This is a genomic window from Streptomyces gilvosporeus, from assembly GCF_002082195.1.
Lineage (GTDB): Bacteria > Actinomycetota > Actinomycetes > Streptomycetales > Streptomycetaceae > Streptomyces > Streptomyces gilvosporeus.
Map to the genome: position 1 here is coordinate 2,240,065 of NZ_CP020569.1, position 13,469 is coordinate 2,253,533.

Annotated in this window: 11 protein-coding genes; 2 read left to right on the forward strand and 9 right to left on the reverse strand. The window is 73.7% G+C overall.

Features of this window, described 5'->3' with window-relative positions; genetic code table 11:
• Window positions 1-56: 56 nt before the first annotated feature.
• The 9 genes from B1H19_RS09750 to B1H19_RS09790 form a co-directional block, all read right to left on the reverse strand.
• Window positions 57-575, reverse strand: coding sequence for a DUF3995 domain-containing protein (locus B1H19_RS09750; RefSeq protein WP_083104218.1), 519 nt, complete (start codon window positions 573-575; stop codon window positions 57-59).
• Window positions 568-1,383, reverse strand: a complete 816-nt coding sequence (locus tag B1H19_RS09755; RefSeq protein ID WP_083104219.1) for a TrmH family RNA methyltransferase — start codon at window positions 1,381-1,383, stop codon at window positions 568-570. The genes B1H19_RS09750 and B1H19_RS09755 overlap by 8 nt, the downstream gene beginning before the upstream one ends.
• Window positions 1,384-1,444: 61 nt before the next feature.
• Window positions 1,445-2,683, reverse strand: coding sequence for a uroporphyrinogen-III C-methyltransferase (gene cobA / locus B1H19_RS09760; RefSeq protein WP_083104220.1), 1,239 nt, complete (start codon window positions 2,681-2,683; stop codon window positions 1,445-1,447).
• Window positions 2,684-2,905: 222 nt separating this feature from the next.
• Window positions 2,906-6,769 (reverse strand): nicotinate-nucleotide--dimethylbenzimidazole phosphoribosyltransferase, encoded by a 3,864-nt coding sequence (gene cobT, locus B1H19_RS09765; RefSeq protein WP_083104221.1) that lies wholly within the window; start codon window positions 6,767-6,769, stop codon window positions 2,906-2,908.
• Window positions 6,770-7,006: 237 nt separating this feature from the next.
• The gene (gene cbiE / locus B1H19_RS09770) at window positions 7,007-8,227 is read right to left on the reverse strand and encodes a precorrin-6y C5,15-methyltransferase (decarboxylating) subunit CbiE (RefSeq protein WP_083104222.1); all 1,221 of its coding nucleotides are present in this window, start codon (window positions 8,225-8,227) and stop codon (window positions 7,007-7,009) included.
• A gap of 136 nt (window positions 8,228-8,363) precedes the next feature.
• Complete coding sequence (locus B1H19_RS09775; protein ID WP_083104223.1) at window positions 8,364-8,999, reverse strand: GNAT family N-acetyltransferase; 636 nt, start codon at window positions 8,997-8,999, stop codon at window positions 8,364-8,366.
• 195 nt (window positions 9,000-9,194) lie between these two features.
• Window positions 9,195-10,073, reverse strand: a complete 879-nt coding sequence (locus B1H19_RS09780; RefSeq protein WP_237289245.1) for a MetQ/NlpA family ABC transporter substrate-binding protein — start codon at window positions 10,071-10,073, stop codon at window positions 9,195-9,197.
• 75 nt (window positions 10,074-10,148) lie between these two features.
• Window positions 10,149-10,886 carry a methionine ABC transporter permease gene (locus B1H19_RS09785; protein WP_083104224.1) on the reverse strand — a complete coding sequence of 246 codons (738 nt, stop codon included), beginning with the start codon at window positions 10,884-10,886 and terminating at the stop codon, window positions 10,149-10,151.
• Window positions 10,883-11,950, reverse strand: a complete 1,068-nt coding sequence (locus tag B1H19_RS09790) for a methionine ABC transporter ATP-binding protein (protein WP_083104225.1) — start codon at window positions 11,948-11,950, stop codon at window positions 10,883-10,885. The genes B1H19_RS09785 and B1H19_RS09790 overlap by 4 nt, the downstream gene beginning before the upstream one ends.
• A gap of 670 nt (window positions 11,951-12,620) precedes the next feature.
• On the opposite strand from B1H19_RS09790, the gene B1H19_RS09795 reads away from it, so the two are divergent.
• Together B1H19_RS09795 and B1H19_RS09800 are read left to right on the forward strand one after the other, a co-directional pair.
• Window positions 12,621-12,989, forward strand: coding sequence for a hypothetical protein (locus tag B1H19_RS09795; protein ID WP_083104226.1), 369 nt, complete (start codon window positions 12,621-12,623; stop codon window positions 12,987-12,989).
• Window positions 12,982-13,437 (forward strand): hypothetical protein, encoded by a 456-nt coding sequence (locus tag B1H19_RS09800; protein WP_083104227.1) that lies wholly within the window; start codon window positions 12,982-12,984, stop codon window positions 13,435-13,437. Before B1H19_RS09795 ends, B1H19_RS09800 begins: the two co-directional genes overlap by 8 nt.
• The last annotated feature ends 32 nt before the right edge of the window (window positions 13,438-13,469 follow it).

Sequence of the window (13,469 nt, forward strand, 5' to 3'; positions counted from 1 at the left end):
GGGATTCCCCGCACCGGCTGCGAGGGTGACCGGCTCGGCGTCGGCAGGCCGTGGTGTCAGGCGGCGCCGGTGCCCGTGCCCTTCGCTCCGCGGAACTTCCGTGCGGCCAGGCCGAAGACGAGACCGCCGATCAGGAACCAGGGATTCCACAGCACCAGCGTCCACAGCCGCTGTTCGGGGCTGACGTTGACCTCGTGGCCCGCCGGGTCGGTCAGCAGCAGCGCCTCGACGGCGAGGCCACGCGCCAGCAGCACGGCGCAGGCACACCACCCCAGGGCCCTGACCGCCCGTCCGAACAGGCCGCGGGGTCGCGGTCGGGCGAGGAGCCATCCCAGCACCCCGGCGACAAGGCACAGCAGCCCCACACCCCACAGGCCCACCGCCACGAACCACGCGGGGCGTGTCTCGGCCAGGGGCCCCGCCGAGACGCTCAGGCCCCGGCTGCCGCCCAGCGCCCAGTAGAAGTGCAGCGCGGCGAAGGCGACCGCCCAGATGCATGCGATACGCCCCCATGAGGCGCGCGTTGTCGCGTCCTGCGGATCGTCGGACGTGGGGGGCAGGGGTTGGTCAGGCATGGTCCGCCGTGGCCACCGCGTAGAAGGCGACCGCGGCGGCCGCGCCGACGTTGAGGGAGTCGACGCCGTGGGCCATGGGGATGCGGACCCATTCGTCGGCGGCGCGCAGGGCGCCCGTTGTCAGGCCGCCGCCCTCGGCGCCGAGCATCAGCGCGGCGCGCTCCAGGGTGTGGGGAGCGGCCTCGGCGATCGGGGTGGCCTTGTCGGAGGGGGTGAGGGCGAGGAGTTTGAAACCGGCTTCCCGTACGGCTGCCAGGTCGCGGGGCCAGCTCTCCAGACGGGCGTACGGGACGGAGAAGACGGCGCCCATGGAGACCTTCACCGAGCGGCGGTAGAGCGGGTCGGCGCAGTCCGGGGAGAGCAGCACCGCGTCCATGCCCAGGGCCGCGGCGCTGCGGAAGATGGCGCCGATGTTGGTGTGGTCGTTGACGGCTTCCATCACCGCGATACGGCGGGTGCGGGCGAGGAGTTCGGTGGCCGTGGGCAGCGGTTTGCGCTGCATGGAGGCCAGGGCGCCGCGGTGGACGTGATAGCCCGTCACCCGCTCGGCGAGGCCGGGGCTGACGGCGTAGACCGGGGCCGGGACCTCGTCGATGACATCGCGCATGACGTCGACCCACTTGGCGGAGAGGAGCATCGAGCGCATCTCGTAGCCGGCGTGCCGGGCACGGCGGATGACCTTCTCGCCCTCGGCGATGAACAGCCCTTCGGCAGGCTCGCGGCGGCGGCGCAGCTCGACGTCGGTCAGGCCGGTGTAGTCGGCCAGCCGGGGGTCGTCCGGGTCATCGACGGTGATGATTTCTGCCACGGGGAGATCGTGCCTTGTCGGTGTGGAGGTGCCAAGAGTGGGAAGAGCGGGGCGGGTGCGGCTACTTGGGGGTGGCGGCCGGGCCCACGGTGACGACGTCGCCGATGACGATGACCGCGGGGGGACGGACGCCCTCGGCGCGTACGGTCTCGCCCAGGGTGGCCAGGGTGGCGTCCACGCGGCGCTGCGTGGCGGTGGTGCCTTCCTGGATGACGGCGGCGGGGGTGTCGGCGGGGCGGCCGTGGGCGATGAGGGCGGCGGCGATGGCGCCGCTGTTCTCGACGCCCATGAGGACGACGAGGGTGCCGCGGAGCTTGGCGAGGGCGGGCCAGTCGACCAGCGAGCGCTCGTCGTCGGGGGCGACATGGCCGCTGACGACGGTGAATTCGTGGGCGACACCACGGTGGGTGACGGGGATGCCGGCGGCGCCGGGGACGGAGATGGTGCTGGAGATGCCGGGGACGACCGTGCAGGGGATCCCGGCCTCGGCCAGCGCCTGGGCCTCCTCCATGCCGCGGCCGAAGACGAACGGATCGCCGCCCTTGAGGCGGACCACGGCCTTGCCGGCCTTGGCGTGCTCGATCAGGGCGTTGTTGATCGCTTCCTGGGCCATGAAGCGGCCGTAGGGGATCTTGGCGGCGTCGATCACCTCGACGTGCGGCGGGAGCTCGGCCAGGAGGTCGCGGGGGCCGAGGCGGTCGGCGATGACCACATCCGCCTCGGCGAGGAGGCGGCGGCCGCGGACGGTGATCAGATCGGGGTCGCCGGGGCCGCCGCCGACCAGGGCCACGCCGGGGGTGTGCGGGCGGCGGTGGTGCGGGGCGGCGAGGCTGCCGTCGCGCAGGCCCTCGACGATGGCGTCGCGCACGGCGGCGGAGCGGCGCGGGTCCTGGCCGGTGAGGACCGCGACGGTGACGCCTTCGCTGCGCCCGGTGGCGGGGGTCCAGGCGGTGGCGGCCTCGGCGTCGTCGGAGCGTACGCACCACACGCGGCGGGCCTCGGCCTCCTGGGAGGCGGCGGCGTTGGCCTCCGGGTCGTCGGTGGAGATGAGCGCGTACCAGGCGCCGTCGAGGTCGCCGTCCTGGTAGCGGCGGCGCTCCCAGCGGATCTCGCCGGTGTCGGCCATCGCCTCGACGGAGGGGGTGGCGGAGGGGGAGATCAGGAGGACGTCCGCACCTGCGGCGATGAGCGAGGGGAGGCGGCGCTGCGCGACCTGGCCGGCCCCGAGGACGACGACGCGGCGGCCGGACAGCCGCAGTCCGACGGGGTAGGCGGCGTGTGCGGCGACATGCTCGGCCATGGTGATACGGCTCCTTGTGCGGTGGTGCGAATTCGACGACCGGCTCAGTCGCTGCGGCTCTGGAGCGGCTGGTGAGGTGGTGCGGACGGCCCGGGGCGGCTGGTGAGCGGTACCGCCCCGGCCCACAGCCTATGGGGCTGCGGGCCGGGGGTCATGCGGGGGCGGCCGGTACGGGCCAGGGCCCGGTCGGCGCTGCTCCCCCGCTCGGCGCTGCTCGGTCGCTCAGCTCTTCTCCGTCACTCCGGCGGAGTCGAAAGTGGCGACTTCGTGCATGGCGCGGGCGGCGCTCTGCACCACCGGGAGCGCCAGCAGGGCGCCGGTGCCCTCGCCGAGGCGCAGGTCGAGGTCGATCAGCGGGCGCAGGCCGAGTTTGGTCAGCGCCGCGACGTGGCCCGGTTCGGCGCTGCGGTGGCCGGCGATGCAGGCGGCCAGCGCCTCGGGGGCGATGGCGCGGGCCACCAGGGCGGCGGCGCCGGCGCTGACGCCGTCGAGGAGCACCGGCGTACGCAGCGAGGCGCCGCCGAGGATCAGACCGACGAGGGCGGCGTGTTCGAGGCCGCCGACGGCGGAGAGGACGCCGATGGGGTCGGACGGGTCGGGCTGGTGGAGTTCGAGGGCGCGGCGGACGACATCGACCTTGCGGGCGTGCGTCTCGTCGTTGATGCCCGTGCCGCGGCCGGTGACCTCGGCCGGGTCGGCGCCGGTGTAGACGGAGATCAGGGCGGCCGAGGTGGTGGTGTTGGCGATGCCCATCTCGCCCGTGAGCAGCGCCTTGTTGCCGGCCGCGACGAGGTCCCGGGCGGTTTCGATGCCGACCTCTATGGCCTTGAGGACGTCTTCCTGGGTCATCGCCGGGCCCTGGGTGAAGTCGGCGGTGCCGGGGCGTACCTTGCGCGGCAGCAGACCCGGGGTGGCGGGGAGGTCGCCGGCCACGCCGACGTCCACGACGCACACCTCGGCGCCGACCTGGTTGGCGAAGGCGTTGCAGACCGCGCCGCCGCCCAGGAAGTTGGCGACCATCTGGCCGGTGACCTCCTGGGGCCAGGGGGTCACCCCCTGGGCGTGCACGCCGTGGTCGCCCGCGAAGATCGCGACGGCGGCGGGCTCCGGGATCGGCGGCGGGCACTTGCGGGACAGTCCGCACAGCTGCGCGGAGATGATCTCCAGCATGCCCAGCGCCCCGGCGGGCTTGGTCATCCGCTTCTGTCGCTCCCACGCCTCGCCGAGCGCCTTGGCGTCCAGCGGGCGGATGCCCTGGAGGGTCTCCTGGAGGAGGTCGTGCGGGTCCTCGCCGGGCAGGGCGCGGCGCCCGTAGGTCTCCTCGTGGACGACCCAGGACAGCGGGCGGCGCCTGGACCAGCCGGCCTGGAGCAGCTCGGGCTCGTCGGGGAACTCGTCGACGTAGCCGACGCACAGGTAGGCGACGATTTCGAGGTGGTCGGGCAGGCCCAGTTCGCGGACCATCTCGCGCTCGTCGAAGAAGCTGACCCAGCCGACGCCCAGGCCCTCGGCGCGGGCGGCGAGCCAGAGGTTCTCGACGGCCAGCGCGGAGGAGTACGGGGCCATCTGCGGCTGGGTGTGCCGGCCGAGGGTGTGCCGGCCGCCGCGAGTGGGGTCGGCGGTGACGACGATGTTGACCGGCGTTTCGAGGATGGCCTCGATCTTCAGCTCGCGGAACTGCTTGGCGCGGGCCTTGGGCAGCGATTTGGCGTAGGCGTCGCGCTGCGTCATGGCGAGCTGGTGCATCCGCTCGCGGGTTTCGTCGGAGCGGATGACGACGAAGTCCCAGGGCTGGGAGTGGCCGACGCTGGGGGCGGTGTGGGCCGCCTCCAGGACGCGCAGCAGGACGTCGTTGGGGATCGGGTCGGAGCGGAAGCCGTTGCGGATGTCGCGGCGTTCACGGATGACGCGGTGGACGGCGGCGCGCTCGGAGTCCTCGTACCCGGGGGCGGCGGCCTGGGGCTCGCCGTCCTCGGCCGGGGCGTCGGCGGGCTCGGCGTCGGGCGCCGGGGCCCGGTCGGCGGCCTGCGGCTGGTCGTCCGTATCGGCCGTGTTGTCCGTGGGGTGCTCCTCGTTCCGGTCCGGGTCCTGGCTCTGGTCGCCCTGGGCCCGGTCCTGCTGGTCGTGCTCCTGTTCCTCGCCGAGCTGGACGAGTTCGGCGGGGTCCTGCTGGTGGGGGCGGTCCTCGGCATCGGGGACCGGTTCGGCGGTCGCCTGCGCCGGGATCTGGACGGCGACGGGCTGCGGTGCGGCGGGGGCGGCCTCGGTGGGCGGGGCGGGGGCCTCGTCCACCGGGGGCGCGAGCTGCTCGGGGGCCTCGGCTTCCGGTGCGGCCGGGGCGGCCGTCGCGGCGGCAGCGGTGGCGGCCTCGGCGGCGGGCGTTGCGGGCTGCTGCTCGGCCGCGGGGTCGGCGGGGGTCTCGGCCGGTGCCTCGACGGCGGGCTCGGCCGGGGCTTCCTGGCCCTGGGGCGCGGCCTGTTCGGCGGCCGGGGGCTCCTCGGCCTCGGCGGGCTGCGGGAGTTCGGCGGCCGGGGCCGGTGCCTCGGGCTGCTCTATGACGGGCTCTTCCGGGGGCGTGCTGTTCTCCGGGGCGGGCAGCGCGATGGGGCCCTGGGGAGCGGCGACGGCCGTCGGGGCCGCCTCGGGCTCGGCCTCGGGGGCCGCCTCCGCGGGCGCTGCGGGCTCCGCGGGCTCGGCCTGCTGGAGCTGCTCGGCGGGCTGCGGCTGCTCGGCGGCCTGCGGGGCCGGGGCTGCGTCGGCGGGGGCGGCTTCGGTGGCGACGGCTTCGGCGGGGGCCGGGGCCGGGGCTTCGGCCGGGGCCTGGGGCTCCTGGGCGGCTTCCACCGGGGCGGCGGTCTCGGGGGCCTCGACGACCACGGCGGGTTCGGCGGCCGGTCCGGCCTCCGGCGCGGGCGCAACGGTCCCGCCCTGCTCCGGCTGGTCGGCCTGCGCGGCCGGGGCCACGGCCTCCTGCGGCTGCTCCTCGACGGGCGCCGCCACCGGCTGGGCCTGCTCGGGCGCGGCCGGTGCCTGGGGCGTGCCGTCGGCGTCCGCGGGCGCCTGGGCCGGCGTGGCGTCAGCTGCCGGAGCGTCAGCCTCCCCGGCGGCCTCGGCCACCGCGTCCTGAACCGGTACGTCTTGGACCGGAACGTCCTGGGCCGGTGCGTCCTCAACCAGTGCGTCCTGAACCGGTGCGTCCTGAACCGGCACTTCCTGAACCGGCACGTCCTGGGCCGCCACGGCGGTATCCGCGGCGGCCGGCATCGGCATCGGCTGCACCTGCGGCTGTTCGGAGGGCAGCGGGGCGTCCTCCGGGGCGGGCGCGGCAGGGGCGGGCACGGCCGTGTCCGCGAGCGGGGCCGCGGCCGCCTGGGCCGACGCCTCGTCCCACGGCGGCATCTGCGCCGGGACCTGCGCGGGGATCTCCCCCAGCTGCGGGCCGGGCAACGGGCCCTGACCGGCGGCGCCGTAGGACTGCTCGGCGTGGAGCTGGCCGTCGTAGGGCTGCCCACCGTACGGCGGCGCGGCGACGGGCTGCGCGGCCGGCGCTCCGGCGGGCGCGGCGGCCTCGGCCTGGGCGTCGAGGTATTCGGGCCCGGCGGCCGGGGGTCCCGCGTGGCGGCCGGGGGCCGGTGACGGGGCGTCGGCGGGGCCGCGGTCGGCCAGCGAGCGGACCACGCCGCCGGTCGGGTCGGGCACCGGCGGGCCCATGTGCAGCGGACGGCGCGCGGGCTGCGGTGCGGCGGGCTGCGGAATGCGGACAGCGCTGAGGTCGTGCGCGCCGGAGTCGCGGCCGCCGCTCTCGTGGTCGCCGGAGGGGGTGGGCATGGGTGCGCCGTGCGCGGGCGCGGCCTGCTGCGGCATCGGCTGGGCCTGCTGCTCGCTCCAGGCGCCCTGGGCGCCCGGCATCAGCAGAAGATCGTCGTCATCGGCGGCGGCCTCGGCCCCTTCGAAGGGGTAGGCGTCCGGCTGTTGCGTCAATCCGGCGTCGGCAGGGGAAGGAACGGGTGCCGGCTGCGGCTGCCCGGGATGCCCGCCTGCGTTCTCCGGCTGTCCCTCGCCCGGGACCTGGCCGGTGTCGGTCATGCGTACCCCTCGCCCATGTGCTAGTGCTCCTTCCAACCGCTCGTGCGACGCGCTCGACCGGGACGCGCCGACGCCCCGATAGCGAGAACGAGCGAGCGCGCCGCGCGGCACGTCCGCCCTCTAGAGCTTTATTTTCCGCCAAAACCACGGCAATTTCCGGATATTGGCGTACTCACCCGAACGAGGAACAGCGGCGCGACGATCCGCCAGCCTACCTCCCGCGGGTTGCGTTCCAGGTCATGGGTGAGAAACGCGATACCCACTGAGCAGAAAGACCACGGAACGTTCACGTTCCACCCAGGCCGTGGTGTCCAAATCCACGGACTGGAGCAGTGCGCATTCGACGTCATATCCCCCGTCGGCGAGCGCCCTTCCGAGTGCTTCGGCCTCGTCGCGGGTGGCGGCGTGGGTGACGATCCGTTCGGGGCGGCGGTCGGCGCAGGCGGTGACGACGGCCGTTCCCCCGCCGCCGATGCGGACCACGTCCGGTTCGGGCAGGTCTTCGAGGATCTGCGGTGCGCGGCCGGCCACGACCTGGAGTTGGACGCCGTAGCGGCGGGCGAGGGCGGCGGTGCGGGCGCAGGCTTCGGGGTCGGCGTCCACGGCGATGACGGCCGCGCCGAAGCGTGCGGCCTCCACGGCGGCCGCGCCGCTGCCCGTACCGATGTCCCAGACCAGGTCGCCCACCCGCGGCCCGAGGCGGGCCAGTTGGGCGGTGCGCAGCTGGCCGGACTCGCCTTCGCCGAGGGCCCCGCCGTATGCGGCGGCCGGCAGGCCCCAGCCGCGGGGGCCTGCCGGGTGGCCGGCCTCGTGGGCGGCGATCCAGCCGGTGCCCTGGGCGGCGGCGCCGGCGGGTGAACCGCCGATGACGATGACGACGTTGGGGTCGCGCCAGACGTGGTCGGCGACCTTGTCGGAGGTGAGGACGGTCACCCGTTCCCGGTCGGTGCCCAGTTCCTCACAGATGACGAAGGTGCGGTGGACGCCGCCGAGCAGCAGGGCGAGTTCGGCGGGGCCGGCGCCGGGTGAGGTGAGGACGGCGACCTTGGTGTGGGCGCGGCAGACGTTGACCGCGCGGCGCAGATCGCGGCTGTGGGCGACGACGACCTGGGCGTCGTCCCAGGGCATGCCGGCGCGGGCGAAGGCGGCGGCGACGGAGGAGACGGCGGGCACCACTTCGACCTCGAGGCCGTATTCGGGGGCGCGCAGGGTGCGGACGACGCCGAAGAAGCCGGGGTCGCCGTCGGCGAGGACGACGGCGGTGCCGCGGTGCTGGGCGATGCGGCGGGCGGCGAGGGTGAGACTGCCCAGGCGGATGCGTTCGGCGTGCGGGGGGACTTCGGGCAGTGCGAGATGGTGGGCGGCGCCGGCCACGAGCGTCGCGGCGCCGAGGGCGGAGCGGGCGGCGGCGGTCAGTGCGGAGCCGTCCCATCCGATCACCGTGACCCGGTCGGCCATGCGCGTCAGTCTCCTGGGGCTGCTGGGGTGGGGGGAGGGGGCGCCGCGGGTGCCCCGCGGGGGTGTCCTCGCTGGTGGCGAGGGGTGCGGCGGGCCGAGGGTACCCCGTCGGGCACGGGCCGGTCGCGGCGCGGGGTCAGTTCCACCCGGGGTAGGCGAATCCGTTGGCGTCCACCCGTTGGGCGGGTACGCCTTCGAGGTCCTCGGGCAGCAGGCTCCAGACGATCTGGTCCGTGCGGATGTCGGTCCAGCCGCCGTCCTCCGTACGACTGCGGGCTATGCAGGCGTTGCGCAGCACTCCCTCGCTGATGCAGCCCACCTTCTGGGCGACCTGCTGGGAGGCGGTGTTGCCGGCGGCGGTGCGCAGCTCCAGGCGCTCGAACCCCTGGTCCTCGAAGAGCCACTGGGCGCAGGCGAGCGTGGCCTCGGAGGCGTAGCCCTCGCCGCGGGCCCAGGAGGCGATGATGTACGAGATCTCGGTGGAGCGCACCCGCCAGTCGGTGTTGCCCAGCTGGACGACGCCGACGAGGCGCTGGGTGAGGAATTCGCTGACCGCGAGGTCGAGGCCGCGGCCCGCGGTGCGTTCGGCGGGGGCGTACCGGGTGACCCAGGTGCGGGCGGCGTCCCGGGTGTAGGGCTGGGGCAGCGCGGTCCAGGCGGCGACCAGCTCGTCGTTCATCATGTCGGCCAGGGCGGGGATGTCGTCCTCGTCGAGAGGTCGCAGCACCAGCCGTTCCGTGCTGAGGGAGATGTCCGGAAAGGTGGATGTCATGCCGCTGCTCCAACGCCGTTGGCTGTAGTGCTCCGGGCCGTCACGGGCCGCCGTGATGTGGGGTCACGTGAGGTCAGGGGCGTCTTGACCGTCTTCGAGGGCACCAGCATGCAGCATCCGCCGGGGGATGTGCCACGCAGCCGGACCCCGGTCCGCGGCGGCGCGGTCCGGGGCCCGTAGGGGCTGCGGTGCAGGTCAGCTCTTTGCGGGACCGAAGGCCGGGATGACCGAGCCGTCCTTGTACGTGTCCTCGATGAACTTCTTGACCTCGGGGGAGTTCAGCAGCTTGGCCAGCTTCTTGATCCGCGGGTCGTTCTCGCGGCCCTTCTTGACGGCCAGGAAGTTGGCGTAGGGGTTGTTCTTCGCGCTCTCCAGGGCCAGGGCGTCCTTGGAGGGCTTGAGGTGGGCGCCGATGGCGAAGTTGCCGTTGATGACGGCGGCGTCGACGTCGTCGATGCGCGGCGCGGTCTGGGCGGCCTCCAGCTCGGTGATCTTGACGCCCTTGTCGTCCTTGACGTCGGTGAGCTTGGCGTCGGAGCCGACACCGGGCTTGAGGGTGATCACACCGTTGTCGGCGAGCAGCTTGAGCGCGCGGCCCTCGTTGGAGGGGTCGTTGGGCACCGAGACGGTGGAGCCGGACTTCAGCTCCGACAGCTTGTGGATCTTCTTGGAGTAGACGCCGAGCGGCTCGATGAGCACGTTCTGGACGGGCACGATGTGGGTGCCGTTCTCCTTGTTGAAGGTGTCCAGGAACGGCTTGTGCTGGAAGAAGTTGGCGTCGACCTGGCCGTCGTCGGTGACCTTGTTGGGGATCTTGTAGTCGTTGAACGGCTTGACGACGAGCTTGAGCCCGGCCTTGGCCGCCAGCTTGTTCTTGACGAAGTCGAGGATGGTGCCGTGCGGGGTGGGGCTCGCGGCGACGACGAGCGGGGCGTTCTTGTCGCCCTTGGCGCTCGCGGTGGTGTCGGACGGGGCCGAGCAGGCGGCGGTGCCGAAGGCGACGGCGGAGGCGGCGGTGGCCGCCACGGTGATCTTGATGAGGGTGCGCACGAAGAGTGCCTCTTTCTTGTTCACGTTCACGCGCCGGTGGCGCGTGGGTGGTCCGCCCGGCAAAGGGTCCGGGCTCGTGGGGGTGGTGCGGTGTGGGGGTCAGGCGGCCTCGGTGACGGCGGCCGGCTCCTCGCTGCGGGCGCGGCGCAGGCCGACGCGCAGGGAGGAGGAGGCGCGGGTGCCGCGGGAGGCCAGGCGGCGGACGACGAGGTCGCCGAGCAGCTGGACGAGGGTGACCAGGAGGATCAGCTCCACGACGGTGGTGATCATCAGGGAGGTCTCGTACTGCTGGTAGCCATAGGTGTAGGCGATGTTGCCCAGGCCGCCGCCGCCGACCGCACCGGCGATCGCGGAGTAGCCGATCAGCGTGATGACGGTGGTGGTGACGGCCGCGATCAGCGCGGGCAGCGCCTGCGGGAGCAGGACCTTGAAGACGATGGTCCAGGTGCCGCCGCCCATCGCCTGGGCGGCCTCGACCAGGCCCTTGTCCACCTCGCGCAGTGCGGCCTCGACGAGGCGGGCGAAGAAGGGGATGGCGGCGATGGCGAGCGGGACGACCGCGCCGGTGGGGCCGATGGAGACGCCGACCAGGATGCGGGTGAAGGGGATCAGCACCACGATCAGGATCAGGAACGGGAAGGACCGTCCGATGTTCACGACCGCGCCGAGCACCTTGTTGACCACGACGTTCTGGAGCAGCGCGCCGCGCTCGGTCAGATGCAGCAGCACGCCGACGGGTATGCCGATCAGCACGGCGTAGAACGTCGACCACCACACCATGAAGAGGGTGTCGAGCGTGTTGTCGTACAGCAGCGGCTGCATCTCGTTCCAGCTCACTTGGCGCCTTCCTTCTCGAGCGTGGCGGCGGGGGCCGGGATCGCGGCGGCGGCGGGCTCGGCCTCCGCGGCCACGTCCACCTGGAGTCCCTGCTCGCGCAGGAAGCCGATGGGCACGACGTTCTCCTCGAAGCGGCCGGGCAGTTCGATGCGCATCCGGCCGATCTGCTTGCCGCCGACGGTGTCCATGGCGGCGCCGAGGATGGAGATGTCGACGTTGTAGGTACGGGCCAGCTCGGAGATCACCGGGCGGGTGGCGGCCGAGCCGTGGAAGGTGATGTCGACGACGGTGCGGTCCTCGCCGGAGGGCTCGCCGCCCACCGGGAACAGCTCGCGGGCCAGCTCGGAGCCAGGCGTCGCGAGCAGCTCGGCGACCGTGCCGGCTTCCACCACGCGGCCGTTCTTCATCAGGGCGGCCGAGTCGCAGATGGTCTTGACGACGTCCATTTCGTGGGTGATCAGGACGATGGTCAGGCCGAGCTGGCGGTTGAGGTCGCGCAGCAGCTGGAGGATGGAGCGGGTGGTCTCCGGGTCCAGGGCGCTGGTGGCCTCGTCGGAGAGCAGCACCTTGGGGTCGCCGGCCAGGGCGCGGGCGATGCCGACGCGCTGCTTCTGGCCGCCGGAGAGCTGGGCGGGGTAGGCCCCGGCCTTGTCGGCCAGGCCCACCAGGTCGAGCAGTTCGAGGGCCTTGCGGGAGCGCTCGCGCCGGTCGACCTTGAGGATCTCCAGGGGCAGTTCGACGTTGTCCTGCACGGTGCGCGAGGACAGCAGGTTGAAGTGCTGGAAGACCATGCCGATGTGGCTGCGGGCGGCACGGAGCCGGGCGCTTGCGCGCATGCCGCGCCCCGCGATGGACGTGAGTTCCTGGCCGGCGACGGTGACCGTGCCGGAGGTGGGGCGCTCCAGGAGGTTCAGGCAGCGGATGAGGGTGGATTTACCGGCGCCGCTCTGGCCGAGGACGCCGTACACCTCGCCCTCGCGGACGTGCAGGTCGACGCCGTCCAGGGCGGTGACTTCGCGGTCTCCTGAACGGTAGACCTTGGTCAGGCCCGTTGTGGTGATCACAGGGAATTCCGTCACTGTCGAGTGCCGGGCGGCTCGCCCGCCGGGCACGGGGCATTCTTGCGAGTGCGGCAGAGGGGTACCCGGGGGGCCTGGGGCCCGGCTTCGGGTTCCGGTGACGCGGGGCGGCCGGTGTCGTCGCTGACGTACGGCTCATGAGGAGTCCCCTGCTCCGTAGGAGCGCGGGGGAGGGTCTCGCTTCGGGGCGCGAGGCTCAAACGGGGGCCCTCAGCGGTCACACATTCGACACAGGCAACGAGCACCGGGCGTCGTGATCGCCTCGGTCGCGCGGATGCGGCAGCTCGTCGTGGTCATGGCGGCAAGTAAACCAGACGGCTGCGTGGCCGGATCAAGCCCGTCCGCATAGCGGACATGGCCGACCGGTCCGTGGACGGCGGCCCGCTCCCCGGCGGGGCCCTGTGCCGCCCGGCCCGTGGCCTGCGCGGATACCGCCGGTAGCCCGGCCGCGGCGCCGTCCGTGACCCGCTCCCCCAACCCGGGTGCTGTGGTCAAGGCCACGCCCGGCCGCCCGGCGGCGGGCGGGGGCCGCGGCCGGGCCTTACGGGCGGGCGTGCCGTGCCGGGGCCGGGCGCACTCCCCCGCCCGCCGCCGATTAGCATCGCCCCATGCCCCACAACCCCCCGGTGCACCGCAGCACCGCGCGGAGCTCGCGGTGATCGACGCCCTGACCGTCGCGATCGCCGCGACCGCTCTCGCCCTGGCCGCCTGGTGCGGCTGGGCCACCTATCGCGACCAGCCCACCAAGGACTGGCACTTCATCGGCATGGCCCTGGTGTCCCTGCTCGGCATCGCCCAACTGGTCATAGGGTGCGTGCAGTTGGCGCGCGGGCAGTCGCCGGACCAGGGCACCGCGATCTTCGTGGCGTATCTCCTGGGGGCCTCGGCCTGCATCCCGGCGACCGGTTTCATGTCGCTGTCCGAGCGAACCCGCTGGGGTTCGGCCACCGTTGCGGCGGGCGGCATCGTGCTGGCGGTGCTGGAAGTACGGCTTTTCGACATCTGGGGAGGCGGCAGTGCCTGACACCACGACATCCGCGACGTCCACGGCCGCGGAGGCCGCCTCGGCTCCGGCGAAGCAGTCCCTGGGCAGCGGCCCCGGCCGGCTCCTGGTCACGCTCTACGGCGTCTTCACCGTCGCGGCCGCGTCCCGCTCCCTCTACCAGGTGATCGCCCAGTTCCACGTGGCGCCGCTGGCGTACAGCCTCTCGGCCGTCTCCGCGGTCGTCTACGGCTTCATCCTCTTCTCGCTGGTCCGCGGCGGCGAGGGCGCCCGCAAGGCGGCGGCCGTCTCCTGTGCGCTGGAGCTGATCGGGGTGCTGGGCATCGGCACCTGGACGCTGGTCGAGCCGTCCGCCTTCCCCGACGCCACCGTGTGGTCGGACTACGGCATGGACTACCTCTTCATCCCCGTCGCCCTCCCCGTCACCGGCCTGATGTGGCTGCGCCGGGCCCGCACGGAGGCGGCGTAGCCCCCCGGCGGACAAGCAAACGGTGCGCGGGC